Annotated in this window: 15 protein-coding genes and 2 pseudogenes; 4 read left to right on the top strand and 13 right to left on the bottom strand. The window is 46.8% G+C overall.

Translation table 11 applies throughout. From position 1 onward, the window contains the following. Both RIB93_RS26180 and RIB93_RS26175 read right to left on the bottom strand, forming a co-directional pair. A pseudogene (locus RIB93_RS26180) lies at positions 1–353 on the bottom strand (transposase); the annotation flags it as partial. A gap of 99 nt (positions 354–452) precedes the next feature. Then, positions 453–1,436: a hypothetical protein gene (locus RIB93_RS26175; protein WP_446377166.1), complete on the bottom strand. Its 984-nt coding sequence runs from the start codon at positions 1,434–1,436 to the stop codon at positions 453–455. Between the two features lie 288 nt (positions 1,437–1,724). Between RIB93_RS26175 and RIB93_RS26170 the strand changes: the two genes are divergently transcribed. Beyond that, entirely contained in the window at positions 1,725–2,999 is a 1,275-nt protein-coding gene (locus RIB93_RS26170; RefSeq protein WP_446377165.1) for an FGGY-family carbohydrate kinase, read from the top strand. 176 nt (positions 3,000–3,175) lie between these two features. Here the strand turns inward: RIB93_RS26170 and RIB93_RS26165 are convergent, their stop codons facing one another. Beyond that, complete coding sequence (locus RIB93_RS26165) at positions 3,176–5,041, bottom strand: cellulase family glycosylhydrolase (RefSeq protein WP_446377168.1); 1,866 nt, start codon at positions 5,039–5,041, stop codon at positions 3,176–3,178. Between the two features lie 940 nt (positions 5,042–5,981). On the opposite strand from RIB93_RS26165, the gene RIB93_RS26160 reads away from it, so the two are divergent. Beyond that, the gene (locus tag RIB93_RS26160; protein ID WP_446377163.1) at positions 5,982–6,875 is read left to right on the top strand and encodes a hypothetical protein; all 894 of its coding nucleotides are present in this window, start codon (positions 5,982–5,984) and stop codon (positions 6,873–6,875) included. A 288-nt stretch (positions 6,876–7,163) separates the two neighbouring features. Here RIB93_RS26160 and RIB93_RS26155 read toward each other — a convergent pair whose 3' ends face one another. The 3 genes from RIB93_RS26155 to RIB93_RS26145 all read right to left on the bottom strand — a co-directional run bounded on the left by RIB93_RS26155 (position 7,164) and on the right by RIB93_RS26145 (position 9,722). Continuing rightward, the gene (locus tag RIB93_RS26155; RefSeq protein ID WP_446377161.1) at positions 7,164–7,556 is read right to left on the bottom strand and encodes a hypothetical protein; all 393 of its coding nucleotides are present in this window, start codon (positions 7,554–7,556) and stop codon (positions 7,164–7,166) included. A 222-nt stretch (positions 7,557–7,778) separates the two neighbouring features. Then, the gene (locus RIB93_RS26150; protein WP_446377159.1) at positions 7,779–8,192 is read right to left on the bottom strand and encodes a hypothetical protein; all 414 of its coding nucleotides are present in this window, start codon (positions 8,190–8,192) and stop codon (positions 7,779–7,781) included. A 102-nt stretch (positions 8,193–8,294) separates the two neighbouring features. Beyond that, positions 8,295–9,722, bottom strand: a complete 1,428-nt coding sequence (locus tag RIB93_RS26145; RefSeq protein WP_446377157.1) for a pentapeptide repeat-containing protein — start codon at positions 9,720–9,722, stop codon at positions 8,295–8,297. A 541-nt stretch (positions 9,723–10,263) separates the two neighbouring features. Between RIB93_RS26145 and RIB93_RS26140 the strand changes: the two genes are divergently transcribed. Continuing rightward, on the top strand, positions 10,264–12,372 hold the full coding sequence (locus RIB93_RS26140) for a M48 family metalloprotease (RefSeq protein WP_446377155.1): 2,109 nt from the start codon (positions 10,264–10,266) through the stop codon (positions 12,370–12,372). A 73-nt stretch (positions 12,373–12,445) separates the two neighbouring features. Here RIB93_RS26140 and RIB93_RS26135 read toward each other — a convergent pair whose 3' ends face one another. The 3 genes from RIB93_RS26135 to RIB93_RS26125 all read right to left on the bottom strand — a co-directional run bounded on the left by RIB93_RS26135 (position 12,446) and on the right by RIB93_RS26125 (position 15,350). Further along, positions 12,446–13,294: a tryptophan 2,3-dioxygenase family protein gene (locus RIB93_RS26135; protein ID WP_446377153.1), complete on the bottom strand. Its 849-nt coding sequence runs from the start codon at positions 13,292–13,294 to the stop codon at positions 12,446–12,448. A gap of 285 nt (positions 13,295–13,579) precedes the next feature. Next, positions 13,580–14,629: an S-layer homology domain-containing protein gene (locus tag RIB93_RS26130; RefSeq protein WP_446377151.1), complete on the bottom strand. Its 1,050-nt coding sequence runs from the start codon at positions 14,627–14,629 to the stop codon at positions 13,580–13,582. Between the two features lie 97 nt (positions 14,630–14,726). Then, positions 14,727–15,350 (bottom strand): (2Fe-2S) ferredoxin domain-containing protein, encoded by a 624-nt coding sequence (locus tag RIB93_RS26125; RefSeq protein WP_446377149.1) that lies wholly within the window; start codon positions 15,348–15,350, stop codon positions 14,727–14,729. On the opposite strand from RIB93_RS26125, the gene RIB93_RS26120 reads away from it, so the two are divergent. Next, on the top strand, positions 15,349–15,615 hold the full coding sequence (locus RIB93_RS26120) for a hypothetical protein (RefSeq protein ID WP_446377147.1): 267 nt from the start codon (positions 15,349–15,351) through the stop codon (positions 15,613–15,615). The two genes, RIB93_RS26125 and RIB93_RS26120, sit on opposite strands and share 2 nt — an antisense overlap. Here RIB93_RS26120 and RIB93_RS26115 read toward each other — a convergent pair. The 4 genes and pseudogenes from RIB93_RS26115 to RIB93_RS26100 form a co-directional block, all read right to left on the bottom strand. Further along, positions 15,600–17,270, bottom strand: a complete 1,671-nt coding sequence (locus tag RIB93_RS26115; RefSeq protein WP_446377145.1) for a hypothetical protein — start codon at positions 17,268–17,270, stop codon at positions 15,600–15,602. The two genes, RIB93_RS26120 and RIB93_RS26115, sit on opposite strands and share 16 nt — an antisense overlap. Positions 17,271–17,349: 79 nt before the next feature. Further along, positions 17,350–18,522 (bottom strand): HetZ-related protein 2, encoded by a 1,173-nt coding sequence (locus tag RIB93_RS26110; RefSeq protein WP_446377143.1) that lies wholly within the window; start codon positions 18,520–18,522, stop codon positions 17,350–17,352. 802 nt (positions 18,523–19,324) lie between these two features. Next, positions 19,325–19,582, bottom strand: coding sequence for a group II intron maturase-specific domain-containing protein (locus RIB93_RS26105; protein WP_446377141.1), 258 nt, complete (start codon positions 19,580–19,582; stop codon positions 19,325–19,327). Between the two features lie 11 nt (positions 19,583–19,593). Further along, a pseudogene (locus RIB93_RS26100) lies at positions 19,594–19,760 on the bottom strand (reverse transcriptase N-terminal domain-containing protein); the annotation flags it as partial.

Here is a 19,760-nt window from a genome sequence, read left to right as displayed (position 1 = left end):
ACATAAAACCCACCTGCCTCAGCCGATTTGTAGGTTAATAAATCACCGACTATACCAAACCCAACGTCAAGAATAGACCGATTTAATCCGGCTTTCTGTTTCTGACGCTTACCCTTCTTTGCCTTCCGAGTCATACCCTTGACGTTTAACTGCTCACCACCGATTAGGCTATTGCCGCTCACTATATCACTGGTTACTTTGTGCAGCCAATCTTCCCGTTGTCGGGCTATCTTGCTCTGAAGTTTAGAGATGCGTTTGCGTTCCTTTTTCCATCGTCTCGATCCCAAAACTTTTTTGTTCCTATTAGGTGGTCTTTTACGTCTTAACCGCTTTGAGGCGGCTTTAACCTTTCGCGATTACGTTCTACATATCCCCGACTTCGTAGGAGTTGTCGGGGATCTTGCTAGGAGTTGTGGTAATCGCTTTCATGAAAGGCTCTCACGAAAAACCGCTTATTGAGAATCCATCTCTATTTGTGTAGATGAACTCATCCGCATCAGCCTTTCTTGCTCACTCTCCGGTTCTGTAACCAGAAACTCCATGTTAGACAGTGTAGACATCATTCCCTGAAGCGGCATGATCCGATCAAACCCGATGGTCATTGTTCCCGCGCTTTGCATAGCAAAAGACTGAATCTGAAAATTCACACCGGGAGGCGTTCCGGGAAGATTCATTTGGCTCGATTCTTGAGATTGCTGTTGCATACTCATCTTCAGCGTCACCTGATCTTCCTTAATATCTTCCACCTCATATAAAACTTGAACCTGATCCAATGGCAACCCAGAAACAGGTACAGCGCTAGAGACTTGCCAGGTTGCGCCCACTCCCACTGCTGCTTTGGGAAACGGTGCTGCTGATAATTGCTCTAAGGAACTCAACATTTGCTGTAGAAGTTGTTGGAGGTTGGGATCAAGATCCGCCGGTAACGATACGTCCACATCTTTGGTGATTCCCTGCTGATTAATCACAAACTCAATGGTTACATCTTGGAGTTGTTGCAGTTGCGATCGCAGGTTTTGAATCAGTTCCGGCGGAGCAGTTGTATCCGAGACTACATCCACATCCGTGTAAGTCACTTTAATATGAGTATCCCCATTCGCCTCAACCTGAGTCACCTCTGACTCAATCGTCATCTGCATAGCAGGCATATTGACATCAGGCATAACCTGACCATCCACCGCCCCTGTCATGTCCATATTCATCGTCAGGACTGTGGTTTGCTTGGTGTTGGCGGCGGGTTTAAACCGCAAAATTTGCCGAGGTTGAACGCCTGGATCAAGTAAGACTATGGTTGATTTCGCTTCAGTCGCACTTTCGGCGGAGTCAGGAATGGTTTCAATCAATGGTGTTTGAGCATTGACAGAGGGAGATGGCGACGTTATTCCCCATCCGGTAATCAGTAAGCAGGCAGCGCCTAAGACGAATGGTTTTTTCATCAGGTTATTCGAGATTTAGATTCTCCTTTCAATCTAGCTCACCAGAATATGCAGAAAAAATATAGAAGTGTAGGGGCGGGTTTTATCGATAACATGAGAGCCATAAACCGATAATACTAAATCCGGGTTAACTACCCCCTTTATGGGTGCAGAATGGGGTGTGGGATGTGGGGAATAGCAGCCAAGGGATAAAGGGGGGTGACAAAGGCGGATTTGGTATTATAACCCAGTCCGCGCAGGCGGACTTTGTTTGTCTAGCTGCGATTTCAATCGCCCTGGTTTAAGCTTATGGCGGATTCTAGAATCCTTTACCTTGGGATCGATTTCGGTACATCTGGCGCACGAGCCATAGTGATTGACGCCACAGGTGCCATTCAATCCGAAGCGCAATGGGCGTTTGCGGCGACTCCCCTGGCTGAATTAACGGCAATTTGGCAAAACACTCTGTATCGGCTAATTGAACAAATTCCGGCATCGATTCGACAGGATATTACTCGTATCGCCATTGATGGGACATCAGCGACTGTACTGCTGTGCGATCGCGAAGGTACTCCAATTACTGAACCACTTCTCTATAATGATGGGCGAGGGATAGAGGTGATGGAACAATTAAAGCAGATTGCTCCAGCTAATTCCGTGGTTCTCAGTGCCACTTCGAGTCTGGCGAAACTCTTGTGGTTAACTCACCATACACCAGGCACTCTGGAAAATTATTACTTCCTCCATCAAGCCGACTGGTTAGCCTTTTTATTACACGGTAAGCTCGGAATTAGCGACTATCACAATGCCTTAAAGCTGGGATACGACCCAGAAAAACTAGAGTATCCCACTTGGATGAAACAACTCCCACTCACACCAATATTACCCCAAGTCCTAGCTCCGGGAACGCCAGTCGGTGAAGTCACTCCAGAGATCGCGTCCCGGTTAGGATTACACCCAGACTGTCAGGTTTGTACGGGTACAACAGATAGTATTGCTGCATTTCTCGCCAGTGGTGCCAAGCATCCCGGTGAAGCCGTCACCTCTCTGGGTTCTACATTAGTCCTGAAGTTATTGAGTCATACCCGCGTCGAGGATGCGAGTTACGGAATTTATTCTCACCGACTGGGAAACTTATGGTTAACCGGAGGTGCATCGAATACCGGAGGTGCTGTACTGCGACAATTTTTCAGCGATGAAGAACTTGAAGAACTTAGCCATCAAATCAACCCTGAGCAAGAAAGTCCCCTAGATTATTATCCATTATTAAAAAGAGGCGATCGCTTTCCCATCAATGATCCTCATCTGTCTCCCAAATTAGAACCTCAACCTGCCAACCCTGTAGAATTTCTCCACGGTTTACTCGAAAGCATTGCCCGTATTGAAGCACGAGGCTATCAACTATTACAACAACTCGGTGCGACTCCCCTCACCTGTGTCTATACGGCGGGAGGAGGTGCTAAAAATACGACATGGACAGCGATTCGCCAACGTCAGCTTCAGGTTGCCATTCAGCCCCCCAGACACATAGAAGCAGCTTACGGTACAGCATTATTCGTCAGGAACCCCATAAAAGATAGCTAGGGAAGCAGGGGAAGCAGGGGTAGCAGGGGTAGCAGGGGGAGCAGGGGAAGCAGAGGGAGCAGGGGGAGCAGAGGGAGCAGGGGGAGCAGGGGAAGCAGAGGGAGCAGGGGTAGCTGGGGGAGATATTAGCTGCTGGCGTTATTTCTGCCGTCTTGCACTAGGGGCTTGATATCCGATTATCGACTCGACGCCATCAGTTGCTGAGGCTGGTAGTCGGAACCTTGCTTATTCGCACAAAATCCCAAATCATGCTTTTGTCCCGGTTCAATAACCCGTCCCCAATCCATCGGCGTGACAATATATTCTGATCCTTTCTGTTGAAAATTCCCATTCCAACTCTGATTAATCGCCGCTTGATTCATCTGAAATTGCACTTGCCAATCGCGCACTTTGTTATCCGTGGGATTAATAACCGCTAAACTCATGCAAAATCCCTCTTGCCAATCCGATTGTAGATTAGACATGACTTTCAATTGCGGTGGAGTGGTGGGAATCCTGACGGAGGGAGGAAACTCAGCGTCACTCCTAATCGCCACGGCTGATAGTTCTCGCAGTTGGTAATCCGAACCCTGCTTATTGGCGCAAAATCCTAACTCGCGGCTTTTTCCGGGTGCGATCGCACGTCCCCAGTCCACGGGTTTCCCGACATACTCTGAACCCTGGGCTTTAAAGTTCCCATTCCAGGTCTGACTAATTGTCGCCTGATTCATCTGGAACTGCACTTGCCAATCCCTCACCGCCTGATCCGTGGGATTGATCACCTCGATACTCAGACAAAACCCATCTTGCCAATCTGATCGCATCGTTGAGGTGACTTTTAATTCCGGTTGACGGGGACGGGGTTTGAGGGTGGGATTCATCCCTAGGGATGGACTAGGTTTAATATCAGGAATGAACGCCATGGCGGGTTTGTGGGCAAATCGAGTGGCAATTAGGACTCCTTGCAGTAAATCTTGCTTCGGTTCCTGCACCGTCAGCCAGTCATCTTTGAGCAGTCCTCCGGTATCATCACTATTGGGATTCCAACTCCAGTAGGCAAAACCCAAATCCTCTTTCTGGACAAAATTAACCAGTTTCTGTTGCCAAACGCCTTCCTTGGATTGGGAATCAACTTGTCGTCCGCCAAACTCCCCGATAAAGACGGGGGCGATTCCTTTTCTGGCAATATAATTCCAGCCGATTTCCCAGCGTCGGGTGAGATTTTGGGGAAAACTGGGTTCAGAAAACCAGGGTTGATCAAAGACGCCCGGACCATATTCATGGGGAGAATAGACCACTTTATTAGGACGGGACAATCGTACTGGGAAGCGTTCCACGCCCTCTAGATTCGCGCCCATCCAATGAATATCCAGTTGTTGACCGGGAACGTTATTTTCTACCCCTTCAACCACCATTAACCAATCCGGATTAATCTCCAGAATCGCATTCCCAGCCCGTTCCGCCGCCAGTCGCCAATCGGTTTCCAAATCCCCAGTTCCCCAACTGGCGCGACCATGGGGTTCGTTTTTCAGGTCAGCCCCAATCACGTTTAATTGATTTTTGTAGCGTCTGGCTAACACTTTCCAGGTGTCAATCCAATCGGCTTCAGTGAAGCCATCACCATACCACAATTCGGGAATCCGTTCATCGTTGAGTCGGTGCGAGTCCAACAGAATCATTAACCCTTGGCGATCGGCTTCTTGGATAATCATATCCATCACCTGTAGGGGCGATTTGCCTTCTAGTTCAGCATTTGCACCGATACTATAATCAATCCCAGTCACCTCTGGAGCTCTCAGGGATTTTACGGCATAAGGAAGTCGGATCATGTTGTATCCCAATGCTTTAATCTGAGCCAACATCTGCTTATAATCCCGTTTCCACAACCCGTGAGGGGCGTGCATTTCGGTTTCAATACCAAACCAGTTTACGCCTCGCAGAATGACAGGTTTACCTGTCGCATCCACAATTTTTGCTCCCTCGGTCGAAAGGGGAAAGGTAACGGTAATGATCGGATTGTTCGTCGCCGCCACGGGTAAATCTGTTGCCCAATCGACGCCCATCACCAGTGATAAAAGGAAGGCTAAGAGGAAACAAATCCCTCGGCGTAAGCCCCGGAGTTTTCGCCTTCGTTCCTGGCTATTGTTTTGCAGTGGGGGCGACAAATCCTTGCTTAGGGGCGATCGCGCCCCAGCTTTTGCCTTTGGCATCTTCTGCCATCTACCTGCCTTCTGTTTGTCTTCAGTCAAAGGATTTTCCATCCGGCGTAGCATCAAGGATGGGATATGGCGAATGGGTAAGAGTAGGTCTTGGAAAATGTTAAACATAGTGGTGTGGATATCCGAATCAGAAACGGTAACAATTGCAATCCCGACTTGGCAATTTTTGGGCGTTGTAATCCCAATCGACGCTCCCAAGCGATCGCTCTCCTGTCTACTAAGTATTCTAGATAAAGTCTAGTGCAAGCAGGCAGAAATAACGCCAACAGCTAACATCTCCCCCAGCTCCCAGACGTAGCATGCTACGTCTCTACATTGCTCCCCCGGCTCCCCCGGCTTCATCGTATCTGCGAAGCTGCTCAAGTTTTTTATGCCCGCTGCACTAGGGGGCATAGCCAACTGGCTTAGGGTTAAGAAATGAGCCAAAAATTGTCAGAACAGGGGAGAGCTTGGTTGGTTGGGGTCAAGACTGTTCCTCACCCTGTCGAGTTTGACCCGAAGTCTCTATCTGATGTTCCCTCGTCTTAGTAATATTTTCTCTCTTTGAACTTTAATTGTAAAGAGATTATAGGTTTATAAAGTTTACGTAAAAATACGGACTTATCCTCGGATTCTTAATCGTAACTTTATAAAACTATATGGACATTTTTTGTCACAAAGATTAACCTTAAAACAGTCCTCCTTGAAGTCCTCCTGCCAGTTGGAATTTCTCTCGCCAACGTTTAATAGTCATTAACAGTACAGTACGACGAACACTGGAAATTGTCACTAGGAACTACAAATTATGACGGGCTCTCCACTACAACGATTCTTAATTACACCTGCCGTTATCTCGACCGCCGTATTTGGTGTCTTGACCTTACCTCTGGCTATCTTTGGGGATCAGCCAGTCACCATTCAACTCCAAGACGAACCTATATTTCATGGGGAACTCCGAGATCCTAATGTGGCTATGCCTTACCTGGGTTTAGTGGCTGTACTCGGCTTGACAGCAGGAGCCTCTAGCATTGCCATAACCGGTTGGCGTCAGTCTGCCCGTAAATCTGCACAGACGGAAGCACAACTCTCCAGTTTGGAGCAAAACTTGAAAGAACGAGACGAATTATTAGAGTCTCTCAAAGCCGAAGAATCTCGACTAACCGCCTCTGGCTTAACCTCCTTTTTGGATGAAGAACTCCAAACCGGAGTCCAGGCGTCTCCAGAGGAGCAGCCAGCTCAATCCGAATCAGAACCCGCACCTGAACAGAGTCAACCGGAACCTGCATTGTCACTACCCCAAGTGACTCAACCAGCACCTGCACCGACTCCCCAGCCAGAGGTCAAACCAGCACCTGCACCGTCATCTCCTCCCTTTGTAATTAATACTTCACTCGCGACGACGCCCTCTGAGAGTTCTACTCCAGCCACCGTGCAATCCGCCGCCGCCAAGTTTGCTTCCGCCCAAAGCTACATGGCTTATGCGTCCAAAAAAGCCCCAAGCGAACCGCAGAATGTGACCCCTGCACTCACTTCCTCAGACTTGGAAAAACTGCAAGGTCAATTCCAACAGATTAAGGAGCAAATGGAATTTCTCAACAAGGCAATACAAGCCCAGGAGCATACACCCGATTCCTCAGGCACAGCACACCCAACCCAACTGCGCGTGATTAAAAATTGGTCGGTGGAAAAGATTTCTTAGGGATTCGTTAATGTCTTGACACCGATTTTATCGCTTGTTTGAGTTAATCGCCAAGAATTCAACGTCTTGGCAAGTGAGCTACTTTCGGTTAAGCTGTCATGCATTTCAATTGGATATTAGTAGGGAGAAAGATTTTTAGTAGGGAGAAAGATTTTTAGTAGCGAGCAATATTTTTAGTAGGGAGAAATATTTTTAGTAGCGAGCAATATTTTTAGTAGCGAGCAAGATGCTCGCACTACATACAAGGATTTCGCCATGATTGACATTAAGGTTTAAATGCCGAACCGTTTAAGACGGACTGGTATTCCCCTGTGCCCGGTTAGAATTTCCTTGAAGCTGGTTGGACAACATGGAAATAATTTGATCCACTTTCCGGCGATTTTGCTCGCCAATCCATAACGGTAGAACTTGAGTCTCGGCTAATTGTAAGACTAGCGACATAATTTCACTGTTTGATGCCTCTCCATGGAGCAGTAAAACTAACATGGCTTGGTGTTCGTCTGCTATCTGTTTCGCTTTAGGCAAAATTTCCAGGGATTTAGCCCAGTGGACTGGGAACATCAGGTGAGGCGGTTGATTGGCTCCAATGTCAACGAGGGTTGGCTCCAAAATAGTACAAGTACCGTCCTCTTTTTCATACCAAGGGCGACTATTGGGGGAGGAAGCTGCCTGTGATTGCATAAGATTGCCCATTGATTATCTGGATTATTTTTGTTCTATTTAATCAAATTTTTTTTAAGATTGTCGAGCTTCTCTCAAGAAAATACCGTGGAATTACGGACAGGATAATTTGCCAGAAAATAAAAATCAGTAGATTCCACGAGTAGAGACGTTGTCGACAACGTCTCTACTATCTGGGACAGTATGAGCTTCACCCCCAAGACACAAGCGAAACACCAACTACTATGTTATTGGATGTCCCTTCGTTTTTTCCCAATCCTCTAATGCTCCAACAACAAAGCTTGCAGCAGGATGATTGAGGAACTGTTCAAAGGCTTTAACACTACCTGTTGCTAAAGCACTGAGAATTCGCTTAGCTAGTGTGGGATTGTTTTCAATGTGTTCCATGGCTTCAAGTGTTAATGCCATCTTTCCTGTGTTGGTGTTGATGTCATAAGACTTGTCAAGCTGTTCAAGTAGGGCTTGAATTTCCTGTGCGGCGTCAGCGATAATTTGTCTTTGTTCGGATGCATAGTTGTTATTGATGATACTGTTTTGGCTTCCTGAATTTTTTCCCGTTATAATACCCTGTGTTCCTTCATTAGCAATGCTGACTGCAGGAGCGTGAATGTTGATTTGTTTTCTAGAGTCTGACATGAGCTGTAAAAGTTATTCTTGTCGGTAGTTAATTCAAAATCTGTATTTGGCTGTGCCGCTTCTATCGGTAATAAAAAACTAGGCGGCTTCGGTGATACTTAACTAGGACCCTCGGACATAGTTGTCTTGCCTGTTTTTTTGACAACCTTTATTCTCTGTCGCTAAATTTCCCTGTGCGCCCTTATTACCAACACTTGTGACAGGACTGTAGAAATCGTATTGATTTGTGGTAGATTTTCCCATGAGTTTTGGAATATTTCCCAGTTGCTCTTGTAAGCAATTCACTAAATTGAAAAGTTGATTAATATGTTCATTTTTGTCTGCTATTCTAGCTTGATATTGTTTTTCTAGCGCTTCCTGTACCAATTCATATTTACTCCAAAAGTCGTCGTAAATCTTCCCTTTATCTGTATTAGCCGTAACACCAACCTTGATCAAAACCGTTCCGTCTCCTTTATTTTCAATACTTTGAATACTCAGGGGTACATCTTCATGAATTACCTGGGTGTTCGCCAATGAATAAGCAAAAGATTTCCAGTTGACCCCATCACGGAAAATCAAGTCAACGGTTTCTAGGGCTTTCTGGAAAAGTTGAGTAAATTCTCCTGGTGCAAATTCACCGACATGGGGACGACGATCTTGTTGATGTTCCTTTAAATAAATATAAGGGCAAGTCGTGCAATTTAAGTTTGTTTCTCCATTAATATTCCAGTCTTCAATGCATGATCCGGTTAGCGTTACTTCTTCAAAGTTAGTAGCTAAGGCTTGAGTCCTGATTAATTTGGCACCAGTGAGATTCGCACCAGTGAGATTCGCGCCACTGAGATCGGCTTTAGACAGGTTAGCGTCACTGAGATTGGCACCACTAAGATTTGCACCACAGAGTTCAGCGCCTCTAAAATCTACTCCTTTCAAATTAGCGCCCTTGAGGTTAGCTTCGCTGAGGTTAGCTCTAAAAAAACTAGCGCCACTGAGATTTGCACGACTCAAGTTTGCACCAATCAAATCCGCCATGCCAAAATTAACGTTTTCAAGGCAAGCTTGACTAAAATCAGCTCCTACAAGTTTGGCGTCAATGAGTTTTGCATGACGGAGATTAGCTTGATTAAAGTTAGCTAAATTGAGTTGAGCTTTAGTCAAATTTGCTTTAATTAGGTTAGCTTTACTTAAATTTACTTCTATAAGTCTGGTGTCATAAAAATCCGTAGCTTTGAGATGAGCTTGACTCAGATTGGCTTGAGTTAGATCGGCTCTTCTGAACGTAGCTCCATTAAAATGTGCTTGACTGAGATTTGTTTTAATAAGTTGAGCTTCAAATAGACTGACTTTACTGAAATTGGCTTTTCTCAGATCTGCGCCACTCAGATTCGCTCTTCTCAGAAAAGCCTGAATGAGGTAAATCAATCTCGGGTTATCTGCACGGAAAATGGCAATAAAGAGTTTTGCTCGTCTTAAAATCGCTGTCAATGGATTTGTTTCCCATTCATTTTCACCCCTCAGACTTGCCAAAGGGAAAGACAAAATATCCATGTTTACTCTTGGATACCAAGTTTGGTTAATTTTTTTCTATTCACAAGGATAGCCTCGGATTTATAGATATGGCAAGAGCATTAGAGAAATAACGACTTTGTATTATTATTTCGACAGAGTTTTTTATAAATGGTTAGATCAACAATATAGTTTCAATTTACAGGTACTGATTGTGTCAAATACTTCAGTTTACGGATGTTCCTATTGCGCCAATACTTTAGCGCTAATGATCGGTAATCCTTGATTGGAGAGTTACAAATACAAAAAGTATTGAATGGAATGTAGGAGCGAATCACTGGATTACTGGAAATAGAGCAACCAATTACTGAGGTTGACTCGCCCCAGAGCAGACAAACCGCGATCGCGCTTCTTCGTTACACTCCCAACCTCAGTGGAACCAAGCCTCTTCGCCAGAGTCATCTAGAAGGTTAACCCTCATTGAGCCCGAACTGAGCTACCCTAATTAATTAGGTAGAGCCAACTAGCGCACTACCTCATTGTTACCATCACACCCAACCGAGCAATCCCTGGAGATCGGCTGATGAAACTGCTCTGGAATTCCCTTCTACTCTCCTTAGGCATCCTATTGCCAACTTCAACCTCTATCGTTTTAGCCGAGTCTGCGAAAACCCCTGAATCCATTCGTTCTAGTCAAAATCTCACCGTTTCAGATTCCCAGATTGAGCCAACCGTTCAGACGCCAGATCCACTGCATCACCCGATGCAGATGGGATTACCTGAACAAATCGCAGTTGAACACCAATTACCCGCAAACAGAACCGAAGCGATCGCGATTCCAGAGACTCCCTCAGCCGCTTCCCCTTCAGTTATCCTCGCTGAGGATTCCTCGGAAACGCCAAAAACTATCGTCATTCCAGAGGCTGTACCCACTTCAATTCCCTCAACCCCCTCTGATGACACCCCACCAGAGTTCACGACTCAATCTCCCCCATCCACAGTTGAAGACTCGACCGAAGTCGAGACAATAGAAATCCCAGAAACCGTCAGCGATGACTCGGCTGATGTAGAAGACGACAGCGAAACTACCGCCGAAGACTCTATCGAAGTCGAGACGACAGAAACCTCAGAAACCACCAGCGACGACTCCGCTGATACAGAAGAAGACACCGAAACTACCGCCGAAGACTCGACTGAAGTCGAGACAACAGAAACCTCAGAAACCGCCAACGACGACTCGACTGATCCAGAAGAAGACACCGAAACTACCGCCGAAATCCCAGAACTGACGCCCGAAGAAAGGGAACGTCAACAGAAGCTGATTGAAGCCGATCGCCTTTACATGAGCGGTCAATTTACCGCCGCCCAACAGCTTTATCGGGAAGCCAAAGCCTCTTTTGACACGGAAGTAGCCCTAGAGAAACCCGTCGCTATCTATGAGCCGACTGAACTCTCACCTGCGGGTGCAGTGTATTGGCGTCAGTCTGAGGAAGGGTTAGAACAGGAACTAGAAACCAAGATTCTTGTCCCCCTCCAGTTTTTAGTCGAACAGCAACCAGAATTTATCCCTGGTCATTTGCGCTATGCTCAAACCCTCCAGGAGTACGATCGCCAAGAGGAGGCGATTCAGGTATTGGAGAGGGCGACAACCTTATATCCCAATCAGCCGGATTTAATTAAAGCCAAAGTTACCGCCCTAGCCGACACCGAACGTTGGTTAGAAGCCTCCTTAGCCGCCCGCCAGTTTGCCATGCTCAACTTCAATCATCCCCAAGCAGCGGAATTTGAGGTGTTGGCGGAGGAGAATTTAGAACGCTATCGATCGCGCTTGCGGGGTGAACTGAGAGGAAACGCGATCGCGAATGTGATTACGGGGGCGTTGGGTTATATTTTTACCGGAAATCTCTTTGGTCCGATTTCGGCAATTGAAACCACCACGTTAATGCTACGGGGTGAATCCGCCGTGGGTGAAAGCTTCGCCGGAAGAGTACAAAAGCAACTCCCCATGGTTGAAGATGAACAGGTGCTGGAGTATGTCCGGGAAATTGGCAACAAACTCGCGATCGTAGCGGGGCGGGATGAGTTTGAGTATCAGTTTTATGTGGTCATGGATGACCAACTGAATGCCTTTGCTTTACCAGGTGGAAAGATATTTGTCAATGCTGGCGCGATTCTGAAAACGGAATCTGAGGCGGAGTTGGCGGGGTTATTGGCTCATGAACTGGCTCATGCGGTATTATCCCATGGTTTTCAGTTAGTGACGGAGGGGAATTTGATTGCCAATGTTACCCAATATATTCCCTTTGGTCGCACCGCTACAAATTTAATTGTTCTCGACTATAGCCGAGACATGGAACGTCAGGCTGATGCGTTGGGAACAAAGATTTTAGTCGCTGGTGGTTATGCAGCGGATGGACTGCATAATCTCATGATTACGTTAAACGAAGAAGACCGCGATCGCCCCTTATTTGCATGGCTGTCTACTCACCCGAATACAGAGGAACGGATTAGCAATATTGAAACCCTCATTGAGCGCAATGGCTACAACCGTTATACCTACGAAGGCGTCGCCCGACATTTGCAGATTCAAGAGCGAGTGGCGCAATTGCTCAAGGAATACGAAGCGCAACAGGAATGTGAAGAAAATGATGATGAGGAGTGTGAACAGAAAGAGGACACCTTAGAAGAATAGTATTCTAGCAAAAGGGAGTAATATAGCGCTACGCGCCAGGCAATAGGCAATAGGCAATAGTGAAGACAAAAGCTTACTCAAATTGAGTTAATCCGGGAAAAAGTGGCGCTTGCTGTTTATGGTATTTTGCCAAATAATCCCGGAATGATGTCCCCCCAGTTCCTATCTCTACACCTACAAGTTTAAGTTGTTGTACAGCCAGTGATAGATGGAATTGATGAAAGCGGATTTGTAAATTATCGTAAGTCCGCATATTCTTTAAAACTGGACTGGCATGAGGATGATTCAAGAGATAGGAAATCTGTTCCGCTGTCGTGTTTCCAGGACTTCGTTGCAGTAGGGTGTCGTAATAATAGGCGAGATTATGATTATGATAGCGCTCAAACCATTGGGCAATATCATTACCATAGCGGCGGTCAAACTCGGTTTCAGCAATGTGAGGATTGCCCTGGGTGTCTTTAGTTCCTCCTTGCCAATAGTTTCGCACCCCGCTCATAATTTCTAAATGGCGAAACTGGAACGACTGAAACCCACTGGTTGGACCAATAGTTGTGCGAAACTCGGCAAATGCCCGCATTGTCTTGAGAATGGGCATGGTTGTCAATACGACTTCATAAAGGTGCAGAATCCGGGGAAAAAAGTAACAGGCTTCGCTAGTATCTCCGATAATCGGATCAGTATTATCGGCAATCGCTTGCGCTAATGCAGCTAAAACTCGCTCCATATCCAGAATCATTTGATGGAACGCGAGTTCACAAATTTGATGAACGGCAATAAATAAGTCTTCGTCTTGGGAGGCGGTGAGTGGACGCTTGCAACTGAGTAGCGCCTCTAGATTATGATACGTCCAATAGTGATTTTGAGTAACGTCTAGAGTGGGATCAAGGGGAGGTAAGGGTTGGGTATGATCAGATTCAGACATAGTAGAGATAGAGTGCGATCGCGCTAGAGTATTAGTATTATCTGTTCCTTGACTTTCCCTTTGCCATCTCCCGTGCAAAAAAAAGCTCCCGCATCCGCTGTCTTCCCCCTTAAAAAGGGGGATGGGAGAGGTGGGAAGGGGGCTGGGGGGTTAAGTTTTTCCAATTCGCCAGCAGTATCCTTCAAGGGAGAAGGGGAACCATTACCTAAAGAAGCTTCTGACATCATCCCTACACTGAGCGAAGCCGAAGCGCGGGGCTTCCCCGCGAAAAGCTAACATCCTCAATCAAGGATTAACCACATACTCAGACGTTACCGCGTCTGCTTTTCCAGCTTCAACTAACGCCTGATAAACCATCGCCGCTACCTCAGCGCGAGTTGCATCTTGAGTCGGATTGAGAGACTCAGTATTCGGATAATTCACCACAATACCCGCTTCTGTCGCCGCACTGAGTTTTTCACGCGCATACTCTGGAATCTGATTTGAATCCTGATAGGTTTGTAACACCTCCTGAGGAGATTGATTTGCTTCTAACCCCAATCCACTCGCTAGTGCCACTAAAACTTGTACCTTAGGAATCGGTTGCTTGGGTTGAAAGGTATTATTAGGATAGCCACGCAAAAAATTGGTTTTGCTGGTTTCCTGAATCGCAGACCATGCCCAAAACTCTGAAGATACGTCCTTAAAGTTGGGTGTCTCTAAGGTGGGTTGTTGCTCAAAAGCGTTTCTTAACAACGCTGCAAATTCTGCCCGAGTGATCGAACTATTCGGTTTAAACGTATTATCTTCTGGAAAGCCGCTCATAATATCCCGCTGCACCAGAGCGGTAATATAAGGACTTGCCCAATAGTCATCTGGAACATCGGCAAACTTCACGGCTGCATCAGGCGTTTCCGTTGGGGTTGGTGTCGGTGTTGCTTCCGGAGTTTCCGTGGGTATTTCTGCTGTTTCTGTCCTTGGGGCTGAGACAATCGGAGCAAGAGGAACTGCTCTAGCTATTTCCGGAAATGCCTCATCTTCATCAATGGATTCGGGTGCAGCAGCTACGGCTGGAGAAGGTGAAGGGGAGTCTGTTGCCAAAGGAGCGCTGCTGAGGGTTTCGCGAGTGGGAATCTCCTCAGCTATCGGAGAAGTCACTTTTGGCTCTTCTGGTGCTTCCGTTGTTGGTTCAGAGGTGAGTGAGCCAATCCACTGCTGTAGGTTCAATCCCTTTTGCCGTTGACCCAATACTCCAATCAAAATCCCACCGATAGTGATAACGGCGATAATTATACCAATCCATTCCTCCAAACCGAGTGGAGAGGAGTCCGAATCGGGTGGCGGTAGATTTCTCATTATGCACCTTGTTTAACTCGCAACAACACTAAGAAAGCAAGGGGAATCAGAGATTTTTTTCGGTTGTCTGAATTCTTGACCCCCCAATCCCCCAGTATTAACCTCCACATCTAACGGTAGAGCTTTGGGATAAACATGCCTCTGGCTTTAGTTTACTGCCAAAGTGCTTGTCCACCAGCGTCGGTACGTCTTCGGGAGCCACCTTATTGTACCGGGCTTTGTCTGGCATCACTACCATACAGGGACCTTTTTTACACTGCTTCATACAGCCTGTGTCTTTAATCGCTACTTGGTCATCAAGATTGCGATCGCGCAAGGTGTTATTCATCACTTGATGGACTTTTGCCGCACCGCGCTTGCGACAGGATGACTTTTTACACACCATGACGCTGGCTTTGGTTTTCTGGGGAGACGGTTGCAAAAGTTTCTCATATTGCTGGGATGCTGACGGGGTTTTCAATGTCACCCGCTCGGCTTTGAGTTTCAATTCCCCACGTTTGGGTTTGTACTTCTGTTTGCCACAGACTTCTATCGGATCTCCGGGTTTGAGGATTTCAGGTAGAGATTCCCGTAAGGGTTGAGCCAGATTGATATATCGTTCACCTGCTTCTGTATTTACCCACAGCAACTTGGGTTTTTTGCCAGCTTTACCCAGAAATTTGACAAACTGTCCCTCTAGCTTGAAGGGGCTGACTTGTTTCTTTTTATATGATTTACCCATGAAATTACTCCAATGTCTCCCCCTAACCGTAGCGCTAATTGATAAAACATGTCATCTATTTTTCGTAAGAGTTCTTCATAAGTCGTTACAAATTGGGGGAGATGGGGGAGCAGGGGGAGCAGAGGGAGCAGGGGGAGCAGGGGGAGCAGGGGGAGCAGGGGGAGCAGGGGGAGCAGGGGGAGCAGGGGGAGCTACTATCAATAGCAAAACAAAAGTTCCGAAATCCGCCCCTACAGACTCAACACTTCATCAATTGTCCTGCTGATCCATGGGATTGTGCATCAGGGTTTCAAGTTGTGTGTCGAGATGGTGTAAGAGTTGGTTCAGGGTTGGTAGTGTATCCACCGGAGGAATGGAATAGCGATAAGAGCGATCGCGGATTTCATTTAGCTTGTGCTGGAGTTGTCCGGCGAGTTTAATCGCATCCTGACCCAATCGTTCCACCTTTTGTTGTTGATAGAAGTTTAAAGGCGCTCCTCGCAACAGTTGTAGCGTTGCCTCTTCCCCATGAGTACCGGGTACTAGCCGCAAACACAATAGGAGGGATTCTTGCTGATAGAGTCGCTCACTTTCGATCTGTTTGGGCTGGGTAATGGGCTGCAACGGCAGGTCAACTAAGCGCTTAAGCTCAATAATGATATCTTCAAAAACAGATACGCTTAATTTATCCAAGACAGACTGGGAAGAGCTATCCTGGCGCAAAACAACCCGACCCCGCTCAGATTGTCGCTGGAAATACAGCCGACCAATTCCCCCCTGCAACAGCCGCCCTAACAACTCTTCCACAATTTGATGGGGGGCTAAGGTTGCCAAAAACGCGATCGGACGAGATAAATAGAGGGGGTTTACATCCAAGGGTAGAAGAGCTTTAGTCGGGAGTGACCTTTGGAAAACTGGCGTCAGCGCCGTCTGAGCCGATACCGTCTTACCAGAAGGATGCGGTGGTTGGGCTGGGGAGTGATTAGACGATTGTGACGTCGGTTGAGGTGTTGCTATTGATGGCTGGCTATCCTCTGGGTTAGGTACATCAGAGGATTGGTTTAATTCGTCCTGGAGTTGACGGATATCATCGATAATCAGTGTCGGTTTAGATTCCCTAGCCGAAGAATTATTATTAGTTTTCGCCGCCGCTTTTGATTCCTCAGGCTGCACCGCCTCATTTTCAGTTTGGCTCACCTCATGGCTGGTTGGAGGTTGAGAGGCTGTCGGCGGAGGATTATCGGTTGTCGCTGCGTTAGCGGAGGAGGTTGATGGCTGGGGTTCAGTTGTCTCATCCTCCGTTAAATGGGCAGCATCACTCGGTTGCGGTTGAGACGCTACTGGGGTAGAGTTGTGTTTCTGTGCCGCCGCTTGAGGAGAAGGGGCTGACGGCTCAGGCTGATTCACCTCATCTTCAGCTAAACTGGCATCATCAATAATTAGCGTTGCTTGTTCCGACCGAGGAATGGACTGTTGGCGCTCAGAGCGTTGCTTTTTCGGTGCTGTGTCGCGATGACCTTGATTTAAATAGGCAGACAAAATCGCTGTATGAGAGCTGGCGGTAATCTGTTCGACTTTGAGCGAACAGTTCATAAACGCCAGAATGCGACGGACATAATCAAGAGCCGTGGAGTCGTGGGTATCCACTATACCCAGCTTCAGGTACTTGCCTTCGAGAGACAGGGGCAAGAATTGATGAAATAGACAGGCTTCAAAAGGCAGAATACTATCAATCAGCCGAAACATTTGCTCAGTATCCACGCCAGAGAGTTCTGACGCTTGAGAGGATGATTTAGACTGAACAGGAGTGTCCGCTCGTTCTGGGTCCTGTGGTGAGGGTAACATAATAATTTCTCCAGCCTGAGTATCAATCGGTTCAGATGCCCCAGGAGTCATAAGATATAGACTTTCCGGTTTGGGATTGGCAAAAAGCTTAGCCAAAAAGCTTAGCTGTTAACCCGACTTCAATTTTTAACAACGTTGGTTAGGGAAGACACGGAATTTGCAAATGATCAACGTTCTAGGAAGAGCTACGGATGTCTTGAGCCGCTAAGTAGAGCTTACTCCATTCGCCCAGTGCCTGGTTATACTTCCAATTTAGATCCTTGGCAATGACATCGAGCGTTTTACCCGTTCTCAATTGTTGGAGCAACTGGCGCTGTTGGTCGGTGAGACTTTGCCAATAGTCTTGCCACTGTACGGGGGTTAACCCTAAGTTATGCTCTTTTAAGGATACCTCTAACCAACTGGCGACTAATTCCGGCTTAACTTTGAGGGAAAAGACGCGAATGGCATGGTAACTGATTTTTTCTCGCAAGCGATAAACCTTTTGGATCGGCAAGCCTAACGTCTTAGCGATCTCCTCTTGAGATTTCCCTTGCAGATACAGGCGTAACCATTGGGCGGCTTGGGCACCAACGTTTTGGTCGAGGTAGGTTTCAAATTCTTGGCGTACTGATAGACGCAGCGCTTGTTGCTCTTGCCAGCCTTGAGTCTCTTGATAATCCGCGATCGCTTGATTATCTAATAAACTCACCGGAGCATCGGTATCATCGGAGGTAATCGACTCTGAGACAAATCGCACATTTTCCCCGCCAGGTAGATGCGTCATTCCACCGCGTCCCGATCGCTTGAGAAAATTGACAAATCGATAGACAACCAACGGCTGATTGCGGATCGGACGCATACAATATTCTTCAAGGGTTGTGAGTAAGAGGGCGTCACGTAAATGAATATCTTCACTACATTGAGCAATCCAACCAATCTGCCCTTGGATATAGCGATCGCTGTTTAATAATTCCTGAATCACCTCTTGTAAGACATCCACCACAGCGCGTTGGCGATCGCGACTCAGAGACACCCACGTCCGGATTTTATTCCGTAACGTCATTAAACTCGCTAACCGACTCGTCAAATTGCGGTAGGCTTGCTCTGGAGTAACCCCCAAATAGCGCTGACGTAAAATCCGATAGCGATAGTCCATCGCTTGGCAGACAATCTTGAGTTTGTCGGGTAGTAGGTGGTTTAACCGTTCCCGGTTTTCTCCCAGTAACCAGTGGACAATGCTGGTTCTGATCGCTGGGCAATAGCCTGGATAGTCATTGGCTAAACGCTGTTGCCACTCAAGTTCTAGTTGATCTGCCAACCTTTCCATCAGATGGCACTCCTCTAACCCCTGTTTTAATGTTTGCATAACAACTCCCCTTTCGTTGCACTGACTGTTTTGATAGCATCTGCTGTTCTAATTTCATCATTTCTATCCGGAAATAGAAGTGATCGCCCTCCTGTGTTGCTTACAAGACAGTCACATCAGTATTTTGACCCAGAGTACGCCCTCGATGAGACTCTGATCTACCTTAAACGTGTTTTGGATCACAAGCCCCTAAAAATGTGTTTTCCCGGCTTAACGATTGCATTTTGTGAACTCAATGCGGAGCAACCGTTGGTATTGATCAGGTATGGGTTAAAACTCTCTAGATCAGGCTAGCATTTATCGATCAGTGACCCTCACGCGCCACTCAATCAAACCGAAGGAAGCAGCAGATGGCACAACCCATACAACAGTTACCCGAAAAGCAACAGCTTTCAAGCCCTGTAGACACAATCACCCTGTTCATCGTATTCGCGTGAGACTCCACCCTCAGCAGATCCTTCGCAGGCTCAGGAGGGTGGAGAGGGATAGCGGTCAAATCGACCCTTTCAATAAGGGGAGATTTGACAGTTCAGTTGAAGGCACGACGATTAACCCCGTACTTCGCTGCAACAACTGGACTTTTTTGGCAGTAAACTGCCCTAAACGTTTCCAATTTTTGTCGGAAACGGAAACCTGTGCCTTAGTGTCTCCAGAACACCAGCCTATGCGAGTCCCTTACCGCCATCTCAGTTAAGATGTCTTGGCTTAACAACAACCCGACAAAAGGTTTTAGAGGTAATCCGGACTAGGGAAGTATCCGGGTGTCTGTACCCAACTGAGACTCTACGCGGTATTCAACGGTTTAATTAAACTCAACGAGTCCCTCACGAGTATCTACCACATATTTGGCATTCTTGTTTGGATGTCTTCGGTTAGCCCAGGTTCTGAGTTTCAGATACATATAGTGGTCTAATTTTGAGTAAGTCTCTTTGCTTACTACCGTGCTGTAATAGTTAGCCCATCCACGGATTATCGGGTTCAGGTGCTTTATTATTGCACTCTGGGGAGCCGCTTTTTGGGCGTCTATTACCTTACTGATTTCCTCGTAATGTATCTTCAACTTATTCTGACTTGGAGTGGGGACAAAGATTTTACTCCATCCACTCCAGCCGTTTTTTTGCCAGTGTTATCCTGAGTAACCTTACGAACCGCCAATGCTCTTGCTGACCAAGATTTCATCAAGGTTTTCTGGAGTCGGCGAACTGCTTTCACATCACCACGATTAGAGGCTCGAAAGA

It is taken from the genome of Coleofasciculus sp. D1-CHI-01 (assembly GCF_040218875.1).
In the GTDB taxonomy this organism is placed as follows: Bacteria; Cyanobacteriota; Cyanobacteriia; order Cyanobacteriales; family Coleofasciculaceae; genus Coleofasciculus.
This window is presented reverse-complemented; position numbering and strand designations above follow the sequence as displayed.

Excerpts from the sequence above, each read along its gene's own strand:
- RIB93_RS26175 (WP_446377166.1), bottom strand. The coding sequence starts at position 1,436 with ATGAAAAAACCATTCGTCTTAGGCGCTGCCTGCTTACTGATTACCGGA.
- RIB93_RS26170 (WP_446377165.1), top strand. The coding sequence starts at position 1,725 with ATGGCGGATTCTAGAATCCTTTACCTTGGGATCGATTTCGGTACATCT.
- RIB93_RS26165 (WP_446377168.1), bottom strand. The coding sequence starts at position 5,041 with ATGGGCGTCGATTGGGCAACAGATTTACCCGTGGCGGCGACGAACAAT.
- RIB93_RS26160 (WP_446377163.1), top strand. The coding sequence starts at position 5,982 with ATGACGGGCTCTCCACTACAACGATTCTTAATTACACCTGCCGTTATC.
- RIB93_RS26155 (WP_446377161.1), bottom strand. The coding sequence starts at position 7,556 with ATGCAATCACAGGCAGCTTCCTCCCCCAATAGTCGCCCTTGGTATGAA.
- RIB93_RS26150 (WP_446377159.1), bottom strand. The coding sequence starts at position 8,192 with ATGTCAGACTCTAGAAAACAAATCAACATTCACGCTCCTGCAGTCAGC.
- RIB93_RS26145 (WP_446377157.1), bottom strand. The coding sequence starts at position 9,722 with ATGGATATTTTGTCTTTCCCTTTGGCAAGTCTGAGGGGTGAAAATGAA.
- RIB93_RS26140 (WP_446377155.1), top strand. The coding sequence starts at position 10,264 with ATGAAACTGCTCTGGAATTCCCTTCTACTCTCCTTAGGCATCCTATTG.
- RIB93_RS26135 (WP_446377153.1), bottom strand. The coding sequence starts at position 13,294 with ATGTCTGAATCTGATCATACCCAACCCTTACCTCCCCTTGATCCCACT.
- RIB93_RS26130 (WP_446377151.1), bottom strand. The coding sequence starts at position 14,629 with ATGAGAAATCTACCGCCACCCGATTCGGACTCCTCTCCACTCGGTTTG.
- RIB93_RS26120 (WP_446377147.1), top strand. The coding sequence starts at position 15,349 with ATGAAATTACTCCAATGTCTCCCCCTAACCGTAGCGCTAATTGATAAA.
- RIB93_RS26125 (WP_446377149.1), bottom strand. The coding sequence starts at position 15,350 with ATGGGTAAATCATATAAAAAGAAACAAGTCAGCCCCTTCAAGCTAGAG.
- RIB93_RS26110 (WP_446377143.1), bottom strand. The coding sequence starts at position 18,522 with ATGCAAACATTAAAACAGGGGTTAGAGGAGTGCCATCTGATGGAAAGG.